This window comes from Glutamicibacter sp. GQ173 (assembly GCF_059759215.1).
In genome coordinates, this window is record NZ_JCAXDT010000001.1 from 522427 (window position 1) to 547152 (window position 24726).

Consider the following 24726-nt stretch of genomic DNA (forward strand, 5'->3'; position numbering starts at 1 on the left):
TCATTCCTTATACTGTGACACGTAAAGATGATTTATTCGCAACCAATTGGCAGGAGGACGACCTATTGGCCCACCTACTGCTACTTAGCAATCATGCCGAAAATGCGGCCGAAGTTCTTCCGGCACTCGAATTACTACTGCATGAAATTTCTTTTCTCCCCGCAAGCACCGAATCGCTGAGTCAAGTTCCAGAATGTGACGCCGTCATCTTGGATGCACGCACGGATCTGATTCCAGCGCGATCGCTGGCACAGATACTTCACGCGAATCTGAATTTGCCGCTCCTGCTGGTGGTCAGCGAGGGCGCCTTGGGCATCTTGAATTCTGAATGGCATGCAGCCGACTTCCTGTTGCCGTCGGCCATCCCGGCTGAATTGGACGCCCGCATCCGCTTGATGCTCGCAACCATTTCCAACACTGCACCAGCTCCGGAACCAGCCGAGAACACCTCGGGCCTGCGCATCGATGAGCTGAGCTATACCGCTCGCATCGATAACCGCATGCTGGATCTGACGTACAAGGAATTCGAGCTCCTGAAGTACCTCGCTCAGTTCCCAGGACGGGTATTCACTCGCGAACAATTGCTGCATGAAGTTTGGGGTTACGACTACTACGGTGGCACTCGAACCGTGGATGTTCACGTCCGTCGCCTGCGCGCAAAACTGGGCACTGATCACGAACAACTCATCGGAACTGTGCGTAACGTAGGCTACCGTTTCCACACCGAATCATAACTTTCAGCCATTTTGTGGCGAGTTCAAACCTTCACCCACTATCGTGAATGACATGAGTGAACTGCCACAGACCACAGTATCCGTTCAACACGTGACCGCTGAACTAGATGAACGCACCCTGAGCGATGTGCGCCAGCTCGCTTCAGATGCCCAGGACGTCGATGGCAATCCCCCGCTGAGCGACCAAACGCTGGTTGCCCTGGCATCGGATGAATCCGGTGACAACATCACCACGTTGCTCGCCGAAGTCGGAGAGGGCGCGGAGGCAGTTCTCGCAGGCGTTGCCGTTCTGGTGCGTGAAGCACAAGATCAGCCATGGGTGATGGAACTTGTGGTGCATCCCGAACACCGCCAGTCAGGTATTGGCCGCGCCTTGCTGACCAAGCTCAACGAGCTGGTGGACCTGGCCACGGTTCAAGCATGGGCTCACGGAGACCATGAAGCAGCCAAAAAGCTGGCAGCCAAGATTGGCCTGAGCCGAGTACGCGAGCTCTACCGCATGCGCCGCGAAGGCACCGATTTTGTTGAAGAGCCACCGGCTGATCGCCGCTTTACCGTTCGCACCTTCCGTGTCGGTGAAGACGAGCCCGCCTGGCTCGAGGCAAACTCAAAGGCCTTCGCCCATCATCCCGAGCAGGGTTCGCTGACCCTTTCAGATCTTGACGCCCGCATGGCCGAGGATTGGTTTGATCCTTCCGGCTTCTTCCTTGCCTTCGATGCTGAGCAGAACCTCTTGGCATACCACTGGACCAAGCTCCACCCTGCCTCCGGCGATGCCATTCGCCCTACCGGCGAAGTTTATGTCGTCGGCGTTGTCCCCGAGGCACAGGGCATGGGATTGGGCCGGTCTTTGACCATTACCGGCATCAACTATCTGCTGGAGCTCGGAGTCGACGCCGTCATCCTCTACGTTGATGCCGAAAACGAACCCGCCGTCAAGCTGTACCGGTCGCTGGGTTTCACACTATGGGACGCCGACATTATGTACGGTCCGCAACCGATAGACTAGTAGTACCAGCGGTTTCGTGTACCAGCAGGACCGCTCTCACGAGGTGTTTTGACATCTACTCGCAGGAAGAAATGAGTTCAGCAGATGACTAGCTCCCCCCAGGAAACTACTTCTCACTTACGCGACGTTCCCTCTTCGAAAGTCAACGAAGACAGAATTGAGCCAGCTGAATCACTTCCGGACCTGCACCCCGCGGGCGAATTCCACAACGAGCGTTTTCTCGATCGCGAACTGAGCTGGCTGCACTTTAATGCCCGCGTGCTGGAACTGGCTGAAGACACGACACTGCCGCTCCTGGAGCGCGTGAACTTCTTGTCCATCTTTGCCTCGAACCTCGATGAATTCTTCATGGTTCGCGTCGCCGGCCTCAAGCGCCGCATTGCCGCAGGGCTCGCAGTGCCCGCGGCCAATGGCATGAATCCGGTTGACCAGCTTGAGCTGCTGCTGTCCTCCGCCCACGCGTTGCAAACGCGGCACGCAAAAGTATTCTCCGATTCGGTCACTCCGGATTTGGCTGAGCAGGGCATCCGCATCACTACCTGGGAAGATCTCTCGGCAAGCGAACGAGACGTGCTCTCCAAGTGGTTCGTCTCCCAGGTCTTCCCGGTGCTCACCCCACTGGCCGTTGACCCGGCGCACCCTTTCCCCTACATCTCAGGCTTGTCGCTGAATCTTGCCGTGGTCGTCCGCAACCCGCTGACCGGCAAGCAGCTCTTTGCCCGACTGAAGGTTCCGGACACCATCGCGCGCCTGATCAGCATTGACGGCACCCGTGCCGCCCATTCATCGCATCGCACCGCGCGTTTCATTCCCCTTGAGGCGCTCATCGCAGTGCACCTTGAGCTGCTCTTCCCGGGCATGGAAATCGTTGAACACCATTTCTTCCGCGTCACCCGCAACGAGGATCTGGAAGTCGAAGAAGACGACGCGGAAAACCTGCTCCAGGCTCTGGAGAAGGAGCTGTTGCGCCGCCGCTTCGGCCCACCGGTGCGGCTTGAGGTTGCCGATGACATCAACCCGGAAATCATGGAGTTGCTAACCCGGGAATTGGCGGTCGAAGAAGACGAAGTCTTCAAGCTGCCAGCCCCGCTGGATCTGCGTGGACTCGGCGTCATCGCTTCGCTGGACCGTGCCGAATTGCATTACACGAAGCACATGGGCCACACTTCGCGGCACTTGAACGAATCGGAAACGGCCAAGGCAGCCAACGTATTTGCCGCCGTTCGCCGGCGCGACATCTTGTTGCACCACCCGTATGATTCCTTCTCCACCAGCGTTCAGGCGTTCTTGGAGCAGGCTGCTGCCGACCCGAAAGTCATGGCGATCAAGCAGACCTTGTACCGCACTAGTGGCGATTCACCCATCGTCGATGCTTTGATTGACGCTGCCGAAGCTGGCAAGCAGGTTTTGGCCCTGGTGGAAATCAAGGCTCGCTTTGACGAGCAGGCGAATATTTCCTGGGCGAGGAAGCTAGAACAGGCCGGCGTCCACGTCGTATATGGCATCGTGGGCCTCAAGACCCACTCCAAGTTGTCCCTCGTGGTGCGCCGCGAAGGGGACAAGCTGCGGCGCTACTGCCACATCGGCACCGGCAACTACCACCCGCGCACCGCTCGCTACTACGAAGACTTCGGGTTGCTCACTTGTGACGACGCGGTCGGCGAAGACGTGTCCAAGCTCTTCAACCAGCTTTCCGGGTATGCTCCGCGCTCCACCTACAGCCGTTTGCTCGTGGCCCCGCGCTCGGTGCGCACCGGCTTGCTGGCACACATCGAAAAGGAAATCGCCAACGCAAAGTCGGGCCTTGAGGCCAAGGTGGTCATCAAGGTGAACTCCATCGTTGATGAAGCGATTATCGATTCGCTGTACCGGGCCAGCCAGGCAGGTGTCAAAGTTGAAGTGATTGTTCGCGGCATCTGCGCCCTGCGCCCAGGTGTTCCGGGTTTGAGCGAAAACATCGAAGTGCGTTCCATCCTGGGCCGCTTCTTGGAGCACAGCCGCGTCTTCATGTTTGCCAACGCCGGAGACCCGCTGGTCTACATCGGTTCGGCCGACATGATGCACCGCAACTTGGACCGCCGAGTCGAGGCTTTGGTCTCCCTGCACAACCCAGAAGACGTGGAGGACCTGACCAATCAGCTGGAGCTCTACATGGCCGACTCCACGGCCTCGTGGCACCTGAACTCCGACGGGGAATGGATCCGCCATTCCCAGGATGAAGAAGGCAACCCGTTGACCGATATCCAGTTCTGGCTTATCGAAGACCATGCCCGCCGACGCAATAGTGGACGTAACAGCTAGTGATCGAGCCTCAACTGCACGAAGCCGCTTCGCGGGTTCGTGAGATCATCCGCTCGGTGGATGCCGAGGAAATCACTCTCGGCGACTTTGACATCGTCGCCGCCGGTGCGATCCCCTGGCGGATCGTCGATGGCAAATTGCAAGTGCTGCTGATTCATCGGCCAAAGTATGACGACTGGTCATGGCCCAAGGGCAAACTGGATCCGGGCGAGTCCATCGCCGAATGCGCCGTGCGCGAAGTGCGTGAAGAAATCGGACTGCGCATTACACTCGGCCTCCCGCTCTCGGCTACGGCTTACTCGGTGAAGCAGAAGTCCAAGGTGGTGTACTACTGGGCGGCCAAGACCGATCCGCAAACATCCATTGATCCCGATGGCGCCGAATGCGACGACACTCGATGGGTCAGCGCCAAAAAGGCTGCGCAGCTGCTGACCAATCCCACCGACGCGCAACCGCTGGTGGATCTGGCCAAGGCCCACAAGAATGGGACGCTTGATGCCCTTCCCGTCTTGATTGTCCGGCATGCCAAGGCAAAGCCCCGTGGAAACTGGACCCGGGCCGAGGACGAACGCCCTTTGGCAGCCACCGGCCGGCGCCAGGCACAAGCGGTTTCCCGCATGCTCGAAGCGTGGCAACCAGCTAATATCGCTTCCTCCCCGTGGCTGCGCTGCGTCCAGACCTTCGCCCCGTACGCCACCTTGCACGCGATGAAGATGAAGAACCTTCGGTCGCTCACCGAGCATGCCGCGACACGGCACCCGGAACGCGCGCGCCGCGCCGTCCAGAAGCTTTTCGATAAATATCGCTCGCAGGCCATCTGCACGCACCGGCCGGTCCTGCCGTTCGTTTTGGAAGTCCTGGCTGAGAACTCGTCGACTGAATTGGTGAAGTCCCTGCCGAAGGATGACCCCTATCTTGAGCCCGGCTCGCTGATTGTCGCCCAGCAGGTGCAAGGCGCAAAACAGCGGATCGTCTCCTTCGAGATCCACAACCCGTTCCACGACTGATTTCCTGCTCGGCCCTGCCTCTCGGCGGGGTCTTGCCATATTCTCCAGAACTGCTCAAAGCCGTTGCATTCGGCTCCGATTAGGGATAAGACTGTAATCAGCAAACGTTTTAACCCGAAATCGAGGTACGGTCATGACTGCTCAACAGCCGCGGCAACCAGTGGAAAAAGTTGTTCACCATGGACTGCGCCTTGACCACGACGAAAGCCGCGGACGCTTTTCGCTGTGGCATGGTTCCACCTTCGTGGGCTTCCTTGGCTATTACCGGGAAGGTGACGTCGTTACCCTCCAGCACACCATCGTCAATGAAGAATTCGGCCGTCGCGGATATGCCCGCGCCTTGGTGACTCTGGTGCTGGATCGCTTCAAAAATGAAGGCTTGAAGATCATTCCTGAGTGCAGCTACGTCCAGGATTACCTGCGCCGCTATCCGGAATACAACAGCATGGTTGTCAAGAAGAGCTAGTTTCCACCACTGCGAGATGTATCATCACGCCCAGTAGTTCACGGTGCGGTTGCCGTGAACTAAACTTGGGTGGGTGAACATCGCGACACCCTATGAAGACCTGCTCGAAGATGTGCTGGAGAACGGCACCTCTAAAGAAGACCGCACCGGGACCGGAACCATTTCCGTCTTTGGCCGCCAAATCCGCTTTGATCTTCAAGACTCATTTCCGCTGATCACCACGAAAAGAGTGCACTTCAAGTCGGTCGCAGCTGAGCTGCTGTGGTTCTTGCGCGGCGAATCCAACGTGAAGTGGCTGCAGGACCAAGGTGTGCGCATCTGGAACGAATGGGCCGACGAAGACGGCGAGCTCGGACCGGTGTACGGAGTCCAGTGGCGCAGCTGGCCAACGCCCGATGGCGGCCACATCGACCAGATTTCCCAGCTGGTCGACTCATTGCGCAACAATCCTGACTCTCGTCGCCATATCGTCTCGGCATGGAACGTCTCCGAGATCCAGAACATGGCATTGCCGCCATGCCACGTCTTCTTCCAGTTCTACGTTGCCGACGGCAAGCTCTCCTGCCAGCTCTACCAGCGCAGTGCAGACATGTTCCTCGGCGTGCCATTCAACATCGCTTCCTACGCCTTGCTGACCATGATGCTGGCACAGCAGCTGGATCTTGAGCCCGGTGAATTCATTTGGACCGGTGGCGACGTGCACATCTACACAAACCACCTGGAACAGGTCAAGGAACAGCTACGCCGGGATCCCTACCCGTACCCGACCTTGAGCTTCACTTCCAAGCCTTCCTCAATTTTTGACTACACGCTGGAAGACTTCACGATCAACGATTACCAGCACCACCCGACGATCAAGGGAACTGTCGCCGTATGACCGAAGCACCACGCCACGCTGAGAGATTAGAACCACTGCTCGGAGCTATTTGGGCCCAGGCGAACAACGGGATTATTGGCGCGCAGGGCACCATGCCGTGGCATGTGCCAGAAGATCTGGCGCACTTCAAGCGCATCACTGCCGGGCACCCGGTGGTCATGGGGCGCACGACATGGAATTCATTCCCCGCAAAGTTCCGCCCGCTTCCCGGACGCACCAACATTGTGCTGACCGGCCAAGCCGAGCTGCATGAGCAGCTGCGCAAGGACGGAGCCGTTCCGGCATCGACCTTGGATGAAGCCTTGGCTTTGGCTCGCAAGGCCGAAGGCGGCGAAGAAGTGTGGATCATTGGTGGCGGAAAAGTTTATGCCCAGGCGCTGTCGCTCTTGGACGTAGCGGTGATTACCAAGCTGGATCTGGAGCCAGCTGGTGATACTTCTGCCCCGCAGCTTTCCAGCGACTTCGCCATCGGAGCCACCGAACCTGCACAAGATCCGGATGAAGCCAACTGGCGTGCCTCCTCCACCGGTATCCGCTACCGCTTTGAAACCTGGCTGCGCCAGAAGGACTAGGACAACCATGAAAAAATACCTCGGAGAGCTCAAGCAGCACTCGGAAGCACTATTCGTTCTCGGCTACATGCTTTTCCCGCTGCTGGCACTGGTTGTCGCGGCCCTCGGCTTCTTCATGGTGCTGGGAGGCCACAAGATCTTCGGCTTGGTCCTCTTGCTGGTTCCAGCGCAGATCTTCATCTTCTCGGCCGTCTGGGCCATTAATAACCGCAAGCGCCTGCTTGAGGAAAAGTAAAACTTTTGCTGTACCGAATCACACCTGAACCCTGCTGGGGCTTGGGTGTGATTCTGCTTTAACTGCTGTAACGAACCGGGCTCCATAGCCTGATCGCCCCTACCATGGAGACATGACTTCATCTGTTGGTTTTGTAGGTTACCGTGGCATGGTTGGCTCCGTGCTGATGCAGCGCATGCTCGACGAGGGCGACTTTGCGCAGATCGATCCGGTATTTTTCTCCACGTCGAATGCCGGCGGCCAGGCACCTTCCTTCGCAGAAGGCGCCGGCGCGCTAGAGGATGCGTATGACATCCAGACGCTGTCCAAGCTGCCGATTATCGTCACCGCGCAGGGCGGGGACTACACAACCAAGGTCCATGCAGAACTGCGCAAAACGGGCTGGGATGGCCTGTGGATCGATGCCGCGTCCACGCTGCGCATGAATGATGACTCGGTCATCGTCTTGGATCCCGTGAACCGCAGCGTCATCGACCAGTCCCTTGAATCTGGCGTGAAGGACTTTGTCGGCGGCAACTGCACCGTCTCGTGCATGCTGATGGGCTTGGGCGGGCTGTTCAAGAACAACCTGGTCGAGTGGGGCACCGCGATGACCTACCAGGCCGCTTCCGGCGGCGGCGCCCGCCATATGCGCGAGCTGCTCACCCAGTTCGGCGACATCAACGCCTCGGTAGGTGCCGAATTGGCCGACCCGGCCAGCGCGATCCTGGACATTGACCGCAAGGTGCTCGAAACCCAGCGCGGCGCTTTGGATGCTGCGCAATTCGGCGTCCCGCTCGGCGGCTCGCTGATCCCGTGGATCGACGCCGATCTGGGTAATGGCCAGTCCCGCGAAGAGTGGAAGGCCGGCATGGAAACCAACAAGATCCTGCAGACCTCGGGCGAAGACCACATCATCATGGACGGCCTGTGCGTGCGCATCGGCGCCATGCGCTCGCACTCGCAGGCGCTGACCTTGAAGCTGAAGGAAGACCTGCCGGTTTCCGAGATCGAGTCCATTCTGGCGGCCGACAACGAGTGGGCCAAGGTCATTCCCAATGAAAAGGAAGCGACCATGAACCAGCTGACCCCGGTGGCTGCCTCCGGCACCTTGGACATCCCTGTGGGCCGAATCCGCAAGCTGGAAATGGGCCCCGAATACATCTCGGCCTTCACCGTGGGCGACCAGCTGCTCTGGGGCGCCGCTGAGCCGCTGCGCCGCATGCTGGCCATCGCCCAGGGCCGCCTCTAAGCTCCCTGGGTCATCCAATAATTACGGCTCGGGCCGGAACAGGAATCTGTTCCGGCCCGAGCCGTTTGCCTTGCCGGTCGGCAACTTACATCGACCGCGAAAATTCGTGGCGAAGCAATGAATAAATGTGTTGGTCATGCCAGCGGCCATGACGCCACTGGGACTGCCGGATAACCCCTTCACGGCTGAATCCCGCTTTTTCCAGACTGCGCTGTTCGGCAATATTCCCAGCTGCCGTGGTCGCTTGGATGCGATGGCGCGGGTAATGGGCAAAGAGGTAGTCGGCCAGCAGCCGCTGGGCTTGGGTTCCATGGCCCTGGCCCCGGTGCTCCGCGAAGATGCCGATCGCGATCTCCCAGCAGGCCGAGGTATTGGCCCGTCCCCAACTGGTGACGGTGAACCAATCAACTTTGCCGATGGTCCGCTCCCCCAGGCAGATAGCCAGGGCTCCATCATTGCCGCCGATAAATTGGTCGTGGCTCAGCCGGGTGCGCAGCTTCTGGGTATCCCAGAATCCAAACCATTGGGATTCGCCGGCTCCTTCGAGCGACTGGAAGTTTTCCTCGATTAAATCGATATCGCCGCTGGAGAGCTTGCGCAAGGTCAGTTCTGGCATCAGCGTGGCACTTTCTGGATAGGTACAGCCCTTGGCCCCAGGCTATTAAAGCTCCAGGCCGATGAGCAATGGCTCGTTGACCAGCATAATCCCAAAGCGTTCTTGCACCCCGGCACGCACAGCGCGGGCTATGGCCACAATGTCCGCGGCCTTTGCCCCGCCTCGGTTGGTGATGGCCAGGGTGTGCTTGGTGGACAGCGAGGCACGGCCTTCTGCCACGCTGAAGCCGCCGGTGCCTTCAAGCCCGTAGCCCTTGCCGAAGCCCGCCTGGTCAATCAGCCAGGCCGCGGACAGTTTCACCATGCCTTCTTGCGGCACCGGGTAGTTCGGGGCATTTTCCGGAAGCCGCCCAAGGACCCCGGCATCGACGATCGGGTTGGTGAAGAAGGAGCCGGTGGAGTGCGAGTCGGGATCCTTCAGGTCGAAAACCATTCCCTTGGAACGGCGCAGTTCAAGAACCGTCTGGCGCACCAGGAGCGCGTCGGCACGATCGCCGGCCTCCACATCCAAGCGCCGGGCCAGCTCGGCGTAGCGGATCGGCGCCGACAGGCTCTCACGCTCAAGCAGGAAGGCAACTTCCAGGACCACGTAGCGTGGCGATCCGTCATTGCTGGTTCGCTTGATGACCGAATCGCGATAGGCAAATTCCAGCTGGGAGTTATCCAGCTTGAGCACCTGGCTGGTTTGGCGGTCGTAGACCCTGGCCCACGCAAGGCTCTGGGAGACGTCTGCCCCGTAGGCGCCGACGTTCTGCACTGGCGTGGCTCCGGTGCATCCAGGAATTCCGGAGAGCGCTTCAAGGCCGCTGAGCCCCTGGACGAGGCTGTATTCAACGGTGGCGTCCCAGCTTTCACCGGCGGCAGCACGGAGCAGGACTTTGCCCGATGGCTGTTCGTCGAGGTGCAGGCCGCGGGTGGCGATCTGGATGGCCACGCCCGGGAATCCTTCGTCGCTGATGACCAGGTTCGACCCACCCCCGATCAGCAGGACTTTCTGGCCCGCGCTATCCGCGGCCGCGACAGCTTGGGCGAGTTCGGCCTCGCTCGTGGCGGTGACCAGCTGATGCGCGGGCCCGCCAACGCGGGTTGTCGTCAGGTTTTTCAGCATTGATTCCATGTGCTTTCAGTGTCGAGGCCATAGCGTGCAGCCAGGTCAACAATCTAGTTTTCGGTTGCTTCGTCGTGTTGCGGATATCCTGCGGCATTCGAAGAGAGGATGTATGCGACAACGATCAGCAGGGAGATCGAGCCCAGCGCTGGCAGCAGGCCAATGGCCTGGGCCAACAGGCCCAGCAGCGGCGGGCCGCCGAGGAATGCGCCATAGCCGATGGTGGAGACCACTGCGACACGCGTGGCAGCATGCAGCGGATCATCGGAGGCGGCGCTCATTGCCAGCGGGAAGGTCAAGGCTACGCCCATGCCCCAAATGGCCAGGGCGGCAAAGGCCAGCGGCAGGCTATTGCCAAAAGCGAAGAGCAATACGCCGATCAATGCGCTCATGGCGCTGGCACGGATCATGGTGACCCGGCCTAGCCGCAAGATCAGATCGCCGGACAACAATCTGGTCAGGGTCATGGCCGTGACAAAAATGCCATAGCCGATCGCTCCGGTTGCTTCCGTGGTATGATACCCGTCGGCCAGGGCCAATGCCACCCAGTCCCCCGCAGCGCCTTCGGCGAGCGCCATGCCCAAAACCAGCACGCCGAGCAGCACGGTCTGCGGTTCGCTCCACGCGCGCCGCAGCGACGGGCCATTGGATGTTCGCGGGGTGCGGCTGAAGTCTTCACCGAAGAACCGCGAGCTGTAGAGCACCGTGCCGATGATGACCAGGCCGATCAGCCCATAGTGGTATTGAAGCGGCAGGCCGATGGCGGCGGCCAGTGCGCCGATCCCGGCGCCGATGACGGTTCCGATGGAAAAGAATCCGTGCAGGGCCGGCATGATGCTCTTGCCCAGGGCCCGTTCCATGGCAGCGCCCTGGACGTTCGAGGCCACATTCCACGAAGCGGTCCCCAGCCCCTGGGTGAACAGGAAAATGCCACAGGCCAGGGTGCTGCCCAGGACTCCGGTGCTGAATCCGACAAGGAGCAGGGAGCCGCCACCGATGGTTGCGGCAATGCGCATGACGTTGGCTGCGCCCAGGCGCAGCACCAATTGGCCTGAGACCGAGACCGACAGGAAGGATCCTGCGCTCATGCACAACAGGAGCAGGCCCACGTTGGCGTGGTCGAGGTCAAGTGCGTCGCGCACTGCTGGCAGTCGCGAGACCAGAGCGGAGATCAATAGTCCGCTGGCCAGGTAGGCTGCCATCAACGCGTTGCGCCAGCGGGTTGCCAGCTGGTGCGCATTGCCGTTTGGGTGCATCTCTAGAGCTGCACCACTGCTTGGCACTTGAGCAGCACCTTGCTGTCGTTGGCGGTGACGGCCAGATCGATGCGGGCGGTGCGCTGTTCGCTATCGAGCGCGCCGACCTTGCCTTCCACCTGGATGCTGGTGCCTTCAAAGTCACCCGGGTTGCTGCCCTCGGGATCTTCGACCACCACCGGCTTGGTGAAGCGGGTCTGGTAGTCGATGATGGCTCCGGGGTTTCCCACCCACTGCGATACCAGGTCGATGACCGAGCCCATGGTGAACATGCCGTGGGCGATGACCGAGGGAAGCTCTACTTCCTTGGCGAAGCGCTCATTCCAGTGGATCGGGTTGAAGTCCCCCGAGGCGCCTGCGTAGCGTACGAGGTCCGCGCGGTTGACCTGCACAATGCGGGAACCGATGACCGTTCCCTTTTCAAGGCTTTCGAATTCGATCATGCTTAGTCCTCAGCTCGTACCAGTAGCGATGAGATGGTGGTGGCGACCGATTCGCCGGCCACGGTGGTGATTTCGGCGCGCGTGGTGATCATCGCACCGGCGCCCATTTCGCGGACCTGGTCAACATGCAGTTCTGCAACCAGTTCGTCGCCGGCGACAATTGGGCGGTGGTGGGTGAAGCGCTGGTCTGCGTGGACCACCCGGGAGAAATCGATGCCCGAGGCCGGGTCGGCAATCAGCTGCGCGTCGGCGCGCTGTGCCACGATGATGGCGAAAGTTGGGGGCGCGACCACGTCGGCGTAGCCCAGCTCCTGGGCTGCCTGCACGTCGAAGTGAGCTGGCGAAGTGGCCTTGGTTGCCTGGGCAAATTCGCGGATTTTTTCGCGTCCTACCTGGTAGGACTCTCCAGCGGGGAATACGCGCCCCACTAGTTCGGGATTGATGCCCATGGATTCTCCTGAACGTTGATGTAACTGAAAATGACGTGCTGGAGCAAGAAGTGTTCCTGCTCTGGCCCGCCATCTGCGGTGTGGTTCTAGCTAAAACTTACTGTGCGTCGTCGGCTGGGCGCTTGGAAGCCCGTGGGGCGGCCAGGCCGTTCTCGACGCGCCACTGGCGGGCGTCCTTGGCCCGGACCATCATGCCGGCGATGTGGCAGAGCATGCCGACGATCATGATGCCGATGGCAGTGTACACCGTGGGCAAGGATGGAATGTTGGCGCCGATGATCGCCAGGATGATGCCTATTCCCATGATGGCCATGGCCGTGAAGACGAGCTTCTTATAGCGTGGTGAGGCAGCTTCCCAAGGAGTGTTGGTCATGGATCAAGTCTAGTTCAGCTCTGGCTTCAGGGCTCATTGGCGCAACGGCATTTCCTCGTGACTCCACCGACAGGGTCTGGACGATGAATCTAGAACAACGCCGACTGCTCTTCCCTGAATTCCCCGCGTTCCTCAGCCAGATCCACCTGGCGGGTTTTCAGCTCGGCCGCATCAAGCAGGCGCAAGGTGGTGCCATCCCCGCTATCGGCCATGATGCTTTGGCCCAGCACCCCTCGGATGCGCAGCTTGTGCCGCGCACCGGGCACCGGGGAGGACCAGGCGTGCAGGGCGCGGGTGTTCCACGCATCGATGACCGGGCGGGCGAAGCCCGGTTGCTCCCAGAGCTCATCACGCAGCTGGACCCCGTAGGTTTCCAGTCCCCGTTGGGCAGCCAAGAAGTCGCGGGCCTGGTTGGCTGCCTGGCCATTGATGGCATCCAGCTGCTGGTAGTCAAGCTCCCAGCCGACCAGTCCCTTGATCTTGGATTTTTGCCGCACCTGCTGGCTCAATCCCACGTGCTCGGTGACCAGGTCTTCAAGTACCCGGATTGCTGTGCCGTCGTTGGCGCGGGCAATGTAGCGGGCAATCGCTGCTCCCTGCTGCGCCAGGCGGGTCCATTGGCTCTGGGCCGAGGTGGTTCCCACCTTGGTGGCACCGTGGGCGAAGCTGGCGATATACAGGAAATGCGGCTGTTCCAGGTATTTGCGCATGCCTTCGGGGGCTTCCCCCGTCTTGTGGAAGTGGTGCATGAATTTGGAATGGTCCAGCCTGCGGCAGCTCTCGCACTGGGTGCCGGTGCGCAAGGCCTTGATTTTGGGGCAGGGCAGAACATTGCGTGAGCCATCGCGATTCATGGTGATGTAGCCGAGGCAGAATTTCAGATCCCCGACCGCCAGGCTCAGCGAGCGGTTCAGCTCCAGGTATTCGGTTTTCCAGTTCTCCCCGGTGCGCAGCCGGAGCATGGGCGCCTGCTCGTGCTGGGAGAATCCGATGCCGTGGCAAAGTTGCCGGGAAACGCTAGCGAGTTCCATCAATACCTTCCTGAAGCTATCCCTACAACCTTAGGGCACGCCGCATTGCCGGCTACGCTCCGGCATGCTCCAGCATGTGGTGCCTTCCTGCCGGCAGGATCAATGGCTTGAGGGTGCTCGGGTCGGCAATCACCTGGCACTGAAGCCCGAAGACCTCGTGGACCACCTGTGCGGTGAGGATGTCTTCCGGCTTGCCCTGCGCGCGGATGGAACCATCGCGCAGGGCAATGAGGTGGTCCGAGTAGCGGGCGGCCAGATTCAGGTCATGGAGCACCATCACCACGGTAGTCCCTCGTTGCCGGTTCAAGTCGGTGAGCAGATCCAGCACATCCAACTGGTGGCTGACATCCAAAAAGGTGGTGGGTTCATCAAGCAGGAGCGTCTCAGTGCCCTGGGCAAGCGCCATCGCAATCCAAACACGCTGCCGCTGCCCGCCGGAGAGTTCATCTACCGGGCGGTCGGCTAATTCCACGGTGTTGGTGACTTCCAGGGCCTCGGCCACCGCGGCGTCGTCGTCTTTGCTCCAGCGGGCAAACAGGCCCTGATGTGGTTGCCGTCCTCGGCCTACGAGGTCCGCGACGGTGATGCCTTCTGGAGCGATCGGGTTTTGCGGCAGCAGCCCTAGGATCTTGGCCAGGGCCTTGGGCTGCATTCGGTGGATGTCCTTGCCATCGAGCAGCACCTGGCCTGCCTTGGGATGCAGCAGCCGGGACATCGAGCGCAACAGGGTGGATTTTCCGCAGGCGTTGGGGCCGACGATGCAGGTGATCTCGCCCGGCGGAATGCGAAGTTCCAGGCCGTCGATGATGGTGCGTTCGCCGTATCCGACCCGAAGGCCGGCAACGGTCAGTTCACGAGGTGGCATTAGAGCGAGCCTCCAGCCCGATTGGTTCGAATGATGAGGTAGACCAGATACGGTGCTCCGAGCACTCCGGTGATAACTCCCACCGGGAATCTGGTGCCCAGCAGGTATTGGCCAGCAAAGTCTGCAACAAGCACCAGCAGCGCGCCGATGAGGGCCGCCGGGATGAGCTTGGAGCCGCGGGCCCCGATGATGCGGCTGGCTATGGGACCCGACAAGAACGCGACAAAGGCGATGGGGCCGGTGGCGGCGGTGGCGAAGGAAATCAAGCCGACGGCCGCCATGATCACGAGGATTCGAGTGCGCTCTACCCGCATCCCCAGCGCAGCAGCGGTGTCATCGCCCATCTGCAGGCTGTCCAGGTGCCTTGTTTGGCTCAACAGCACGGGGCCGAGCACGCCGAGCGCGATCAACGCTGGCATGGTTTCGCCCCAGGTGCTGCCGTTCAAGCTTCCGGTCAGCCAGCGGGTGGCTTCTTGCAGGTCCCATTGCCCAGCTTGGGTCAGCACCCAGCTGATCAGCGATTCCAGCATGGCTGCCACGCCGATGCCAACCAGGATCAGCCGTGTTCCTGCCGCGCCGCCCTTGTAGGCGAGCAAATAGATCAGCGTCGCGATCAGCAGTCCTGCCACGATGGCGAAGACCGAGACCACGCTCCCTGACAGCGACAGGATGACAATCGCGAAAGCTGCGGCTGCGGAGGCACCGGTGCTGATGCCGATGACGTCGGGGCTGGCCAATGGATTGCGCAAGAGGGTCTGGAAGCTGACCCCGGCTAGTCCGAAACTCAGGCCGGCGATCAGGGCGATGGCGGTTCGCGGCAGGCGCAGCGTACCCACGGTGAAGCTGGCGCCGGGCACCTCATGCCCTTGGATCACTTGCCACACCTGGGCTGGCGAATAGTTGGTTTGCCCCAGGCACAGGCTCAGCACGATCATGGCCAGAACCAGCAGGCTGAGCACTGCAACGATGATTCGCCGCTGCTTTGAGCGCTGGTTGCGCGCTCCGCGCAACCGCTGGATCAGGGCTGCGCGCTCCTGGCGCACGATGGTCGCTGCCTGGACACCGGGCTGGGTTGCGGTGCCCGAAATGGAATTGTTCACAGTTCTCGCACCTTAGAACGGCGCACGATGATGATGAATACCGGGGCACCTATCAGTGCGGTCAGGATGCCGACATCCAGTTCTCCGGGCCGGGCGACAACCCGCCCGATGATATCCGAGAGCACCAGCAGCCCGGCTCCGGCCAGGGCCGAAAAAGGCAGGAGCCAGCGCTGGTCAATGCCGACCAGCAGCCGGCACATGTGCGGGACAACCAGCCCGACAAAACCGATGGGGCCCGCCATGGCGGTGGCAGCGCCGCACAAGATCACCGCCGCCAAGGCTGAAACGGCTCGAACGACCATGACCTTCTCGCCGAGGCCGGCGGCCAGTTCGTCGCCCAGGGCCAGCGAATTCAGCGAATTGGCGCTGCCTATGGCAATAGCCAGCCCCACGGCCAGGAAGGGCAGCATGGGCGCAATGTTGGCGAAGGTGGCCCCTCCAACGCCTCCTATTTGCCACGAGCGGATGATGTCGGCCAGGTCTGCGCGCGGCAGCGAGATCGCGGTGACAAATGATGCCAGCGCGGCAGAGGTTGCTGCCCCTGCCAGTGCCAATTTCAAAGGCGTCGCTCCCCCGCGTCCCATGGAGCCGACCACGTAGACGAATACCGCGGCCATGGCGGCGCCCAGGATGGCGGCCCAGATATACCCGTGCGCGGTGCTGATGCCAAACCAGGTAATGCCCATAACCACTGCGAGCGATGCGCCCATGTTGACGCCGAGGATGCTCGGATCAGCCAGGGGATTTCTGGTGACTGCTTGCATGATCGCCCCGGAGAGTCCCAGCGCTGCGCCGATGACCAGTGCCAGCACTGTTCGCGGCACACGTTTGACGACGGCCGCTTGCGGCACGTTGTCGCTGTGTCCGAGAAATCCTGCCCAAATGTCTGATGGAGCCACGTGCCTGGCGCCGATGGAAACTGATCCAACGGCCAGTATGAGCACTATTAGTACGGCCATAACCAGCCAGAACAGACGCCGACGGCGTGGCTGGCGAACGGGTGCGCCGGCCACGCCGCGACGTGTAGCAACTTCATTCATAGTGAGGTAATTCCCCGACCTTCAACTTTCGGTGCGTGCGTCGAAGCCAATTGGCGGTTACTTGCCTGCTTTGGATGCTGCTTCATCTAGCAGGTCAAGGTAGTCATCGAGCACCCATGAAATTGCCAGCGGCGTAGGGTTTGCCGCGGTGCCCAGCGGACCGCTTCCATCAAGGGCCACGATTGCTTCGTTCTTGACTGCTGGCATCTGCGACAGCAGCGGATCTGCTTCGAGCGTGTCAATGAGGGTGTCGTTGCCATAGGTGACAATCACATCGACGTCCGAGAGCTCGTCAACGTTTTCGGCTGAGATTTCACCGGAGAATTTCACTTCACCGCTGGAGGCTTCTGCCACTGCCTTGGGAGTGGTCATCCCCAGGTCATCAAAGAATGCGGTGCGGGTGTCGTGCGTGGTGTAGTAGTTGACCGTGGACAGGTCCGCTGGGTCTACGTGAGTCACGAACATCACCGATTTTCCGGTGATGTTGGGGTGCTTTTCGAGACCTTCAGCAATGTCCTGTTCAATGCCCGCGATCAGTTCCTTGCCTTCGGCTTCTTGGCCCATGGCTTCGGAGCTGAGTTCAATATTCTCGCGCCAGCTGGTGGACCATGCTGCTTGAGGGTAGGCCACTACAGGAGCGATTTGGCTCAGGGTGTCGTAGTCTTCCTCGGTGAGTCCCGAGTATCCAGCCAAGATCAGGTCCGGGTTGGAATTTGCTACGGCTTCAAAGTCCACGCCATCGGTTTCGTCGAAAAGCACCGGGGTGTCTCCACCGAGCTCGGTGAGCTTTTCCTCGACCCATGGCAGGATTCCGTCGCCGTCATCATCACCAAAATTCGCTGCGGCCATTCCCACTGGGACGACGCCGAGTGCGAGTGGAACTTCCTGGTTGGACCAGTTCACGGTGGCAATGCGTTCGGGCTTCTTGGAGATCTCTGCCGTGCCCAGGGCGTGTTTGATGCTCTTTGGGAAGCCCTGATTTTCTCCGGATGCGGCGGTGGCCTGTTCATCAGAACCCGTGGCGGCTGATGAACATCCTGCCAGCGCCAATGCACCTGCGGTGATGAGGGCGGCAGGTTTCCAGAAGTTGCGGCGTGATGCGAGCATGGGTGATTCTCCACGAGGTGTCAGCGAGTGTGCCCAACAGGGAGGGTGCTTATTTGTCAGAGAATCATTGCCGGCAATAGGTGCAATTCTCGTTTAGCAATCCACTTAGGTGAGCCTTTCCTCTCTATCGTATTGATCGCATGGAATGTTCGCAATCACGCGAAATTGACAATATTCGCGCAAAACGGACACGGCTATTTTGAATCGCGAAAAGTTGAGAGCGTAAATCCCGTATTCCGGCGAAATGCTGCACCCAGTGAGCTCTGGGAGCTGAAGCCAAGCAGCTGGGCAATATCCTGGAGGTCATCGCCTCGAGCCACCATTTCCATGGCTTGCTGCGCATGCAACGAGGCGACCCACCGTGAATAGCCGCTGCCCGTTTCAGCTTGAAACGCCCTGGAGATCGTTCGCCCACTGACCCCCAACCGATCAGACCATTGCTGAAGGCCTAGCGCGGGCTGGGGCTCATCAACCATGACACTGACTATTGGCTGCAGCAGATCCGCCTGTGGCATATGAATGGACAGATGGCCTGGTGCGGGTTCCAAATTATCCATCGCTGCAGCTTCCGTGATGGCACGCGACGTTGGATTCAAGCCCGGATCCGCCAGACGCTCCAAGAGCAGCCTCAACAGAGGTGTTATGACGACCGGGACAGGCTCCAGGGCAATTGGCTCAACACTGTCGATCCCGAAATGGCTCATATTGCACACGCTCCCGGCACAAGCCCGGCCTTCATGCAAGACGCCGGCTGGCAGCCAGACACCCATCACTGGCGTAATGGTCCACATTCGCGGGCCGACGCTCACAGTGGAAGCGCCACGCTGATTCCATAGCAGCTCGTGCGTTGGGTGGGAATGCGATGGCCAGCAAGTGTCGATGTCAACGCGCTCTTGAAAGAACCCGATAACGAACGGAACATCGATAGCGCCTGCTGCGTAGGCCGGAAGCTTCCGTTGTTCAATCATGACCGCACCTCAGTTGCCTAACGCTCCACGTCCACCCGATAGATTCACGACTTCTTCTGGCCCAATTCTTAGATGGATGACCTACGCTAAAACTATAGAGCGTTCGTGTCTGTTGACATCGCCCCAACCTGCAGAGGTGATTTAGGATTTCCACTCCAAACCCAGAAGACAACGGCGGCGTTATCCCGCTGCCTTCTACGGCAAACCTGAGTTCAGGCGAACTACAAGAAATGACCCAGGCATTCCGGCTACAGTTCCAGCGATTCATGATGGAATACCAGTTTGCCGTCGACGAAGTTCTGACCAAAGTCTCGATTCTTCGTGAAGAGTTCCTCTACCTGCACAAGTACAATCCCATTGAGCACATTACCTCCCGGGTAAAAACTCCGGAAAGCATCATGCGCAAGGTGAGCCAGAGGAATATCCATCCTTCCCTCTCGGCCATCAGGGAGAACATCAGCGACATCGCCGGTGTCCGAATCACCTGCAGCTTCGTGAAGGACATCTACAAGGTACTCAATACCTTGACCGCGCAAAATGACATTCGAGTCATCCAGATCAAGGATTACATCAAGAATCCAAAGCCAAGCGGTTACAAGAGCGTGCATGCCATCGTTGAAATCCCGGTCTTCCTCTCGGACGGACCGGTGAATGTCATTGTTGAGCTGCAGATCCGCACTATCGCCCAAGACTTCTGGGCCAGCCTGGAACACAAGATCTTTTACAAGTACGAAGGCGAAGTCCCTGCCTATTTGGCTTCAGAACTTGCCGAAGCCGCAGCCGTAGCCACCAAGCTTGATATGCAGATGCAGCGACTGCATACAGAGGTTCATGGCCACGACGCCAACGACGAAAACGCTAACGGGCAAGAAGTAGACGCGGAAGTAATACAAGGACTGCTCATGCTTGCCAAGGAAGCTTCAACAGGCAAGGAGCACCGCGATAAGGGCGCAACCCAGTAGCGATAGCCCAAAAATAGAGCAAGGCCTCCGAGCGAAAGATTGTTGCGCTCGGAGGACTTGCTCGTTACAGATATTTTCAGAAACGAAAAAGCCCCGAAATCCAAGGATTTCGGGGCAAAATCTGTAGCGGCGCCGGGACTCGATCCCGGGACCTCACGATTATGAGTCGTGCGCTCTAACCAGCTGAGCTACGCCGCCACAAGTGAGAAGCAATCCAGTAGAAGCCAAGAAAGCTTCTCACTCAGAGCCCCCTGCCGGAATCGATCCGGCGACCTCGTTCTTACCAAGAACGCGCTCTACCACTGAGCTAAGGGGGCAACGAGTAAATACTCTACACGGATTCGCGCACAAACAAAAATCGGCGTTCAACCCTCTAATTCGACACCAGTCGGGAGAATAACCACTAGTCAGATTCGGTTATTGGCGATTTAGGCACTCACGCGGCACAACCAGTGGCACAAAAGTGCTTTGGTGACGATGCTCACTGAGGGGAATTTGGTGATCAGCCTGCAATTATCCGCCCCCTTAATTCACTTCTAATTTGCATGGCAAGCAAGCCCGGCACCCTTCAAACACAGCAGGAATGCTGCAACGGCTCCGGGTGCGAATGGGCAAGCCCCAAGAACGCCCCTAATGCGGTCGGAAGAGCCAGAATAAATCGATGATCCCTGTGGCGCCAATAGACTTTTCCCCTGATCGAATACTGGTGCCTGGAAAACTTCCGCAGGCAGTGACCCACCGCCCGCATTCCGGGCTTGAGTAGTACGCTTGTGACCTCAGCTACAAATCCATTCAGGATTTTGCAAACGTCAGAAACCTGTGTAGAGTATTTACTCGTTGCCCCCTTAGCTCAGTGGTAGAGCGCGTTCTTGGTAAGAACGAGGTCGCCGGATCGATTCCGGCAGGGGGCTCGAAATAAGAGAGACAATCTGATTGCAGATTGTCTCTCTTTTCGTTTACCCAGAACTTTTATTCTGGACCGAATATGGCCAGAATTTCATCCTCGCTTCGCAAAAAACATTTCGCTGGCCGATCGTCACCTTGTGGACTGTTTGCCTCCGATAGAAATTTTCGTGCTAGTGTCATCTGCGACCACACGGGAGCCCCATGGCAAGGGCTGAGATCGGACTGCAGCTGTCCGCGACCGTTGAACCTGTCCGGGTAATGCCGGCGAAGGAAGTGAGTTTCTCAATGGAACAATTTGAACAGCATTCCGCCCACTCTCTCGCGTTCCGCGAAGCCGATGGGATTTCAGTTCCGGTTACGCAGATCCAGCTTGCGGACTCCCCCAATGGCCAGCCCAACGAGCCGGTGGTTGTGTATCGCACCAGCGGGCCGGGAAGCGAACCAACGCAGGGACTGAAACCGTTTCGGGAATCTTGGATACTTGAGCGTGGAGACGTGCAGCGATATGCGGGACGCGAGCGGAACCTGCATGACGATGGGCGTTCAGCGGTCCGCCGCGGTACTGCCAGCGATGAGTGGGCTGGACGTTCCGCTCAGCCGCTCAAGGCCGTAGACGGGGCAGCAGTGACTCAAATGCACTACGCTCGTGCTGGAGTCATCACCCCGGAAATGCGCTATGTAGCATTGCGCGAAGAATGCGATGTAGAGCTGGTGCGCAGCGAGCTTGCCGCCGGACGAGCGATCATTCCCTCGAATATCAACCACCCTGAATCCGAACCGATGATCATCGGCAAAGCGTTTCTCGTAAAGATCAATGCGAATATCGGCAATTCAGCAGTGACCAGCTCCATCGCTGAAGAAGTCTCCAAATTGCAGTGGGCCACCAAATGGGGCGCAGACACTGTCATGGACCTTTCGACCGGCGATGACATCCACACCACCCGCGAATGGATCATTCGAAATTCGCCGGTCCCCATCGGCACCGTGCCGATCTACCAGGCACTGGAAAAGGTCAATGGCGAAGCGAACGCCCTGACCTGGGAGATTTTCCGGGACACCGTCATTGAGCAATGCGAGCAGGGCGTGGACTACATGACCATCCATGCCGGCGTGCTCTTGCGCTATGTCCCGCTGACAGCCAACCGCGTCACCGGAATCGTTTCGCGCGGCGGATCCATCATGGCCGGATGGTGCCTGGCTCATCACCAGGAGAATTTCCTCTACACGCACTTTGACGAGCTGTGTGAAATCTTTGCGCAGTACGACGTGGCCTTCTCATTGGGCGACGGGCTGCGTCCGGGATCCATTGCCGACGCCAATGATGCGGCCCAATTCGCTGAACTTGATACCCTTGCCGAATTGACCAAGCGCGCGTGGAAGTACGATGTTCAGGTGATGGTGGAAGGACCGGGGCACATCCCTTTCCACATGGTCCGCGAGAACGTGGAACGCCAGCAGGAACTGTGCGACGGCGCGCCCTTCTATACGCTAGGCCCGTTGGTCACCGATGTCGCACCCGGCTACGATCACGTCACCAGCGCCATTGGCGCCACCGAAATCGCCCGTTATGGCACCGCCATGCTTTGCTATGTCACGCCCAAGGAACATCTGGGATTGCCTAATCGCGATGATGTGAAAACCGGTGTGATTACCTACAAGATTGCAGCACATGCCGCAGATCTGGCCAAGGGGCATCCTGGGGCCACCGCCCGCGACGACGCGCTGAGCAAGGCTCGCTTCGAGTTCCGCTGGAACGACCAGTTCTCCCTGAGCCTGGACCCTGTCACGGCGCAGGAATTCCATGATGAGACGTTGCCTGCGGAACCTGCCAAGACGGCCCACTTCTGCTCGATGTGCGGCCCGAAGTTCTGTTCCATGCGCATCTCCCAGGACATTCGCAACGAGTACGGCTCAGCGGAAGCGCAAGCTGCGTTGGCGGGCATGGCGCAGAAGAGCCGGGAGTTCGTAGAAAGCGGCGGAAAAGTCTATCTCGGCGATGATATTCCGGTAGGCAGTACCGCCCCGTAGAGCTGGGGCTGCGGCCCCTATTGTTGTGGAAACGATAATGCCCCTGGATCAAGCCTTTTGGCTTGATCCAGGGGCATTATGCTGTGCTAGCTAATAAGCTGCAGCGGGCGCTGGCTTAGTAGTCGCGACGTCCACCGCTGCGACCCGAATCGCTGAAGCGATCCTTGCCACCACGGCCACCGAAGCGCTTTTCGCCGCCACCACGACGGTCGTTGAAGCCGCCACCGCGTCCACCGCGGAATCCACCACGGTCGCCACCGCCGCGTCCACCACGGAATCCACCGCGGTCGCCTTCGTCATCGCCACGTGGCTTGCGGCCGGAATCCAGCTCCATGCTGATCAGCTCGCCGCCGATGCGGGTCTTGGACAGTGCACGCCACTGGTCCTTACTCAGCTCTGCTGGCAACTCAACCAAGGTGTGGTCCGAACGGATCTCAATGCCACCGATTTCGGAGGAGTTGAAGCCGCCTTCGTTAGCCAAAGCGCCAACGATCGAGCCTGGCTGCACGCGGTTGCGGCGGCCGATGGCCAAACGGTACATGGCGTTGCCTTCGGCAGCGGTCTTGCGCGCACGTGGGCCGCGGTCTCCGCGATCGCCACGGTCACCGCGGTCGCCACGCTCTGGGCGATCGCGATCCATGCGGGCCTTCTTCGAAGCAGGAATCACTGGTTCGGTCATCAACAGCGGGCGTCCACCCTGGGCCATCAAGGCCAAAGCGGCAGCGATTTCCAGCTGATCGAGATCTTCGTGATCAGCAGCGAACTTCTCGACGATTTCGCGGAAGGTGGTCAGATCCTGGCCGCTGATGGTCTTGTCGATGCGATCGGTGAACTTCTGGATGCGGCGGTCGTTGACCGAGTCCAGGGAAGGCAACTGCATCTGGGTCACCGGCTGGCGGGTAGCCTTTTCGATGGCACGCAGCAAGTACTTCTCGCGCGGGGTCATGAACAGGATCGCGTCACCCGAGCGGCCGGCACGGCCGGTACGGCCAATGCGGTGCACGTAGGACTCGGTGTCATGCGGGATGTCGAAGTTGATGACGTGGGAGATGCGCTCCACGTCCAAACCACGAGCTGCAACGTCGGTAGCAACCAGGATGTCGATCTTGCCCGAGCGCAGGTTCTCAACGGTGCGCTCACGCTGCTGCTGAGGGATGTCGCCGTTGATGGCTGCAGCGGTGAAGCCGCGGGCCTTCAGCTTGTCAGCCAAGTCCTCGGTAGCCATCTTGGTGCGAACGAAGGTGATGACACCCTCGAATTCCTCGGATTCGAGGATGCGGGTCATCGCGTCCAGCTTGTGGGCACCCATGACCTGCAGGTAACGCTGGGTGATGTTGGTGCCGGTGGACTGCTTGGACTTCACGGCAACTTCCTGCGGGTTGCGCAGGTATTCCGAAGCGATGCGGCGGATGGTGCGTGGCATGGTTGCCGAGAACAGGGCAACCTGCTTGTCCTCAGGGGTGGCTTCCAAGATCTTGTCGACCTCTTCGGCGAAGCCCATGCGCAGCATTTCGTCGGCCTCATCGAGTACCACGTACTGCAGGTTCGACAGGTCCAGGGAACCCTTGTTGATGTGGTCGATAACGCGACCCGGGGTACCGACGACTACCTGTGCTCCACGGCGCAGGCCGTTGAGCTGCGGGCCGTATGGCGAGCCACCGTACACTGGCAGAACGGTGAAGTTCGGCAGGTACTTGGCGTAGGAAGTGAAGGCTTCGGCGACCTGGAGGGCCAGCTCGCGCGTTGGAGCCAGAACCAGGATCTGCGGGGTCTTGGCTGGACCATTGGTGTCAGCCAGTTCTGCCATGCGGGACAGGGCAGGAAGTGCGAAAGCAGCGGTCTTACCGGTACCGGTCTGAGCCAGACCGACAACGTCGCGGCCTTCGAGAAGCAGTGGAATGGTTGCTGCCTGAATTGGCGATGGCTTTTCGTAGCCAAGGTCGGCAAGCGAGGCAAGCACGCGGGCATCCAGACCAAGTTCGGAGAAGAGCACGGTTGGCTCTTCTGGGGTCTGGTTGTCGTCAGTGTTTACGGGCATGTCAG

The 24726-nt window shown here is 59.6% G+C and carries 24 protein-coding genes, 3 tRNA genes and 1 riboswitch; of the genes, 12 read left to right on the forward strand and 15 right to left on the reverse strand.

Features of this window, described 5'->3' with window-relative positions; translation table 11 throughout:
• Positions 1-14 precede the first annotated feature (14 nt).
• From AC6CHO_RS02455 to asd, 9 genes are all read left to right on the forward strand, one after another.
• On the forward strand, positions 15-734 hold the full coding sequence (locus tag AC6CHO_RS02455; RefSeq protein WP_498213483.1) for a winged helix-turn-helix domain-containing protein: 720 nt from the start codon (positions 15-17) through the stop codon (positions 732-734).
• Between the two features lie 52 nt (positions 735-786).
• The gene (gene mshD, locus AC6CHO_RS02460; RefSeq protein WP_498213485.1) at positions 787-1743 is read left to right on the forward strand and encodes a mycothiol synthase; all 957 of its coding nucleotides are present in this window, start codon (positions 787-789) and stop codon (positions 1741-1743) included.
• 84 nt (positions 1744-1827) lie between these two features.
• Entirely contained in the window at positions 1828-4044 is a 2217-nt protein-coding gene (locus tag AC6CHO_RS02465; RefSeq protein ID WP_498213487.1) for an RNA degradosome polyphosphate kinase, read from the forward strand.
• A gap of 2 nt (positions 4045-4046) precedes the next feature.
• A complete protein-coding gene (locus tag AC6CHO_RS02470) occupies positions 4047-5051 on the forward strand; it encodes an NUDIX hydrolase (RefSeq protein WP_498213787.1) in 1005 nt (334 codons plus the stop codon).
• Positions 5052-5184: 133 nt separating this feature from the next.
• Positions 5185-5517: a GNAT family N-acetyltransferase gene (locus AC6CHO_RS02475; RefSeq protein WP_060702248.1), complete on the forward strand. Its 333-nt coding sequence runs from the start codon at positions 5185-5187 to the stop codon at positions 5515-5517.
• A 73-nt stretch (positions 5518-5590) separates the two neighbouring features.
• Positions 5591-6394 carry a thymidylate synthase gene (locus tag AC6CHO_RS02480; protein WP_444662671.1) on the forward strand — a complete coding sequence of 268 codons (804 nt, stop codon included), beginning with the start codon at positions 5591-5593 and terminating at the stop codon, positions 6392-6394.
• Positions 6391-6966 carry a dihydrofolate reductase gene (locus AC6CHO_RS02485; protein ID WP_498213490.1) on the forward strand — a complete coding sequence of 192 codons (576 nt, stop codon included), beginning with the start codon at positions 6391-6393 and terminating at the stop codon, positions 6964-6966. The genes AC6CHO_RS02480 and AC6CHO_RS02485 overlap by 4 nt, the downstream gene beginning before the upstream one ends.
• Positions 6967-6973: 7 nt before the next feature.
• Positions 6974-7201 (forward strand): NF038396 family protein, encoded by a 228-nt coding sequence (locus tag AC6CHO_RS02490; RefSeq protein WP_444662668.1) that lies wholly within the window; start codon positions 6974-6976, stop codon positions 7199-7201.
• Between the two features lie 112 nt (positions 7202-7313).
• Positions 7314-8432, forward strand: a complete 1119-nt coding sequence (gene asd, locus AC6CHO_RS02495) for an aspartate-semialdehyde dehydrogenase (RefSeq protein ID WP_195182109.1) — start codon at positions 7314-7316, stop codon at positions 8430-8432.
• Positions 8433-8517: 85 nt separating this feature from the next.
• Here the strand turns inward: asd and AC6CHO_RS02500 are convergent, their stop codons facing one another.
• The 12 genes from AC6CHO_RS02500 to AC6CHO_RS02555 all read right to left on the reverse strand — a co-directional run bounded on the left by AC6CHO_RS02500 (position 8518) and on the right by AC6CHO_RS02555 (position 18787).
• Entirely contained in the window at positions 8518-9048 is a 531-nt protein-coding gene (locus tag AC6CHO_RS02500; protein ID WP_498213493.1) for a GNAT family N-acetyltransferase, read from the reverse strand.
• A 45-nt stretch (positions 9049-9093) separates the two neighbouring features.
• Positions 9094-10155: a UDP-N-acetylmuramate dehydrogenase gene (locus tag AC6CHO_RS02505; RefSeq protein ID WP_498213788.1), complete on the reverse strand. Its 1062-nt coding sequence runs from the start codon at positions 10153-10155 to the stop codon at positions 9094-9096.
• Between the two features lie 53 nt (positions 10156-10208).
• Positions 10209-11438, reverse strand: a complete 1230-nt coding sequence (locus AC6CHO_RS02510) for an MFS transporter (protein WP_498213495.1) — start codon at positions 11436-11438, stop codon at positions 10209-10211.
• Positions 11414-11854: a MaoC family dehydratase gene (locus AC6CHO_RS02515; protein ID WP_498213496.1), complete on the reverse strand. Its 441-nt coding sequence runs from the start codon at positions 11852-11854 to the stop codon at positions 11414-11416. The genes AC6CHO_RS02510 and AC6CHO_RS02515 overlap by 25 nt, the downstream gene beginning before the upstream one ends.
• 2 nt (positions 11855-11856) lie before the next feature.
• Complete coding sequence (locus AC6CHO_RS02520; protein WP_060702257.1) at positions 11857-12303, reverse strand: MaoC family dehydratase N-terminal domain-containing protein; 447 nt, start codon at positions 12301-12303, stop codon at positions 11857-11859.
• Positions 12304-12400: 97 nt separating this feature from the next.
• Positions 12401-12676, reverse strand: coding sequence for a hypothetical protein (locus AC6CHO_RS02525; RefSeq protein ID WP_444662659.1), 276 nt, complete (start codon positions 12674-12676; stop codon positions 12401-12403).
• Positions 12677-12765: 89 nt separating this feature from the next.
• On the reverse strand, positions 12766-13707 hold the full coding sequence (locus AC6CHO_RS02530; RefSeq protein WP_498213498.1) for a DUF2797 domain-containing protein: 942 nt from the start codon (positions 13705-13707) through the stop codon (positions 12766-12768).
• 52 nt (positions 13708-13759) lie between these two features.
• Positions 13760-14572 carry an ABC transporter ATP-binding protein gene (locus AC6CHO_RS02535; RefSeq protein WP_498213499.1) on the reverse strand — a complete coding sequence of 271 codons (813 nt, stop codon included), beginning with the start codon at positions 14570-14572 and terminating at the stop codon, positions 13760-13762.
• Positions 14572-15672 carry a FecCD family ABC transporter permease gene (locus AC6CHO_RS02540; RefSeq protein WP_498213500.1) on the reverse strand — a complete coding sequence of 367 codons (1101 nt, stop codon included), beginning with the start codon at positions 15670-15672 and terminating at the stop codon, positions 14572-14574. Before AC6CHO_RS02540 ends, AC6CHO_RS02535 begins: the two co-directional genes overlap by 1 nt.
• On the reverse strand, positions 15669-16712 hold the full coding sequence (locus tag AC6CHO_RS02545; protein WP_498213501.1) for a FecCD family ABC transporter permease: 1044 nt from the start codon (positions 16710-16712) through the stop codon (positions 15669-15671). The genes AC6CHO_RS02540 and AC6CHO_RS02545 overlap by 4 nt, the downstream gene beginning before the upstream one ends.
• Before the next feature lie 57 nt (positions 16713-16769).
• The gene (locus AC6CHO_RS02550) at positions 16770-17819 is read right to left on the reverse strand and encodes an iron-siderophore ABC transporter substrate-binding protein (protein ID WP_498213502.1); all 1050 of its coding nucleotides are present in this window, start codon (positions 17817-17819) and stop codon (positions 16770-16772) included.
• Positions 17820-18013: 194 nt separating this feature from the next.
• Positions 18014-18787 (reverse strand): helix-turn-helix domain-containing protein, encoded by a 774-nt coding sequence (locus AC6CHO_RS02555; protein WP_498213503.1) that lies wholly within the window; start codon positions 18785-18787, stop codon positions 18014-18016.
• Between the two features lie 230 nt (positions 18788-19017).
• Between AC6CHO_RS02555 and AC6CHO_RS02560 the strand changes: the two genes are divergently transcribed.
• Positions 19018-19749 (forward strand): GTP pyrophosphokinase, encoded by a 732-nt coding sequence (locus tag AC6CHO_RS02560; RefSeq protein WP_084793245.1) that lies wholly within the window; start codon positions 19018-19020, stop codon positions 19747-19749.
• 124 nt (positions 19750-19873) lie between these two features.
• On the opposite strand, the gene AC6CHO_RS02565 is transcribed toward AC6CHO_RS02560, so the two are convergent.
• Positions 19874-19947, reverse strand: a tRNA-Met gene (locus AC6CHO_RS02565).
• A 47-nt stretch (positions 19948-19994) separates the two neighbouring features.
• Positions 19995-20066 (reverse strand) — tRNA-Thr (locus AC6CHO_RS02570).
• Between the two features lie 522 nt (positions 20067-20588).
• Here AC6CHO_RS02570 and AC6CHO_RS02575 point away from each other — a divergent pair.
• Both AC6CHO_RS02575 and thiC read left to right on the forward strand, forming a co-directional pair.
• Positions 20589-20660: transfer RNA gene (locus AC6CHO_RS02575), tRNA-Thr, on the forward strand.
• 175 nt (positions 20661-20835) lie between these two features.
• Positions 20836-20945, forward strand: a riboswitch (TPP riboswitch).
• Entirely contained in the window at positions 20941-22683 is a 1743-nt protein-coding gene (thiC, locus tag AC6CHO_RS02580; RefSeq protein WP_498213504.1) for a phosphomethylpyrimidine synthase ThiC, read from the forward strand. Its footprint overlaps the riboswitch before it by 5 nt.
• Positions 22684-22798: 115 nt before the next feature.
• On the opposite strand, the gene AC6CHO_RS02585 is transcribed toward thiC, so the two are convergent.
• Entirely contained in the window at positions 22799-24721 is a 1923-nt protein-coding gene (locus AC6CHO_RS02585; RefSeq protein ID WP_498213505.1) for a DEAD/DEAH box helicase, read from the reverse strand.
• Positions 24722-24726 lie beyond the last annotated feature (5 nt).

Bases quoted from the DNA above. Each gene is read 5' to 3' on its own strand.
- AC6CHO_RS02535 (WP_498213499.1), bottom strand. From the start codon at position 14,572: ATGCCACCTCGTGAACTGACCGTTGCCGGCCTTCGGGTCGGATACGGC.
- AC6CHO_RS02585 (WP_498213505.1), bottom strand. From the start codon at position 24,721: ATGCCCGTAAACACTGACGACAACCAGACCCCAGAAGAGCCAACCGTG.
- AC6CHO_RS02530 (WP_498213498.1), bottom strand. From the start codon at position 13,707: ATGGAACTCGCTAGCGTTTCCCGGCAACTTTGCCACGGCATCGGATTC.
- AC6CHO_RS02475 (WP_060702248.1), top strand. From the start codon at position 5,185: ATGACTGCTCAACAGCCGCGGCAACCAGTGGAAAAAGTTGTTCACCAT.
- AC6CHO_RS02515 (WP_498213496.1), bottom strand. From the start codon at position 11,854: ATGATCGAATTCGAAAGCCTTGAAAAGGGAACGGTCATCGGTTCCCGC.
- AC6CHO_RS02465 (WP_498213487.1), top strand. From the start codon at position 1,828: ATGACTAGCTCCCCCCAGGAAACTACTTCTCACTTACGCGACGTTCCC.
- asd (WP_195182109.1), top strand. From the start codon at position 7,314: ATGACTTCATCTGTTGGTTTTGTAGGTTACCGTGGCATGGTTGGCTCC.
- AC6CHO_RS02505 (WP_498213788.1), bottom strand. From the start codon at position 10,155: ATGCTGAAAAACCTGACGACAACCCGCGTTGGCGGGCCCGCGCATCAG.
- AC6CHO_RS02550 (WP_498213502.1), bottom strand. From the start codon at position 17,819: ATGCTCGCATCACGCCGCAACTTCTGGAAACCTGCCGCCCTCATCACC.
- thiC (WP_498213504.1), top strand. From the start codon at position 20,941: ATGGAACAATTTGAACAGCATTCCGCCCACTCTCTCGCGTTCCGCGAA.
- AC6CHO_RS02485 (WP_498213490.1), top strand. From the start codon at position 6,391: ATGACCGAAGCACCACGCCACGCTGAGAGATTAGAACCACTGCTCGGA.
- AC6CHO_RS02500 (WP_498213493.1), bottom strand. From the start codon at position 9,048: ATGCCAGAACTGACCTTGCGCAAGCTCTCCAGCGGCGATATCGATTTA.
- AC6CHO_RS02555 (WP_498213503.1), bottom strand. From the start codon at position 18,787: ATGATTGAACAACGGAAGCTTCCGGCCTACGCAGCAGGCGCTATCGAT.
- AC6CHO_RS02490 (WP_444662668.1), top strand. From the start codon at position 6,974: ATGAAAAAATACCTCGGAGAGCTCAAGCAGCACTCGGAAGCACTATTC.
- AC6CHO_RS02560 (WP_084793245.1), top strand. From the start codon at position 19,018: ATGACCCAGGCATTCCGGCTACAGTTCCAGCGATTCATGATGGAATAC.
- AC6CHO_RS02520 (WP_060702257.1), bottom strand. From the start codon at position 12,303: ATGGGCATCAATCCCGAACTAGTGGGGCGCGTATTCCCCGCTGGAGAG.
- AC6CHO_RS02545 (WP_498213501.1), bottom strand. From the start codon at position 16,712: ATGAATGAAGTTGCTACACGTCGCGGCGTGGCCGGCGCACCCGTTCGC.
- mshD (WP_498213485.1), top strand. From the start codon at position 787: ATGAGTGAACTGCCACAGACCACAGTATCCGTTCAACACGTGACCGCT.
- AC6CHO_RS02525 (WP_444662659.1), bottom strand. From the start codon at position 12,676: ATGACCAACACTCCTTGGGAAGCTGCCTCACCACGCTATAAGAAGCTC.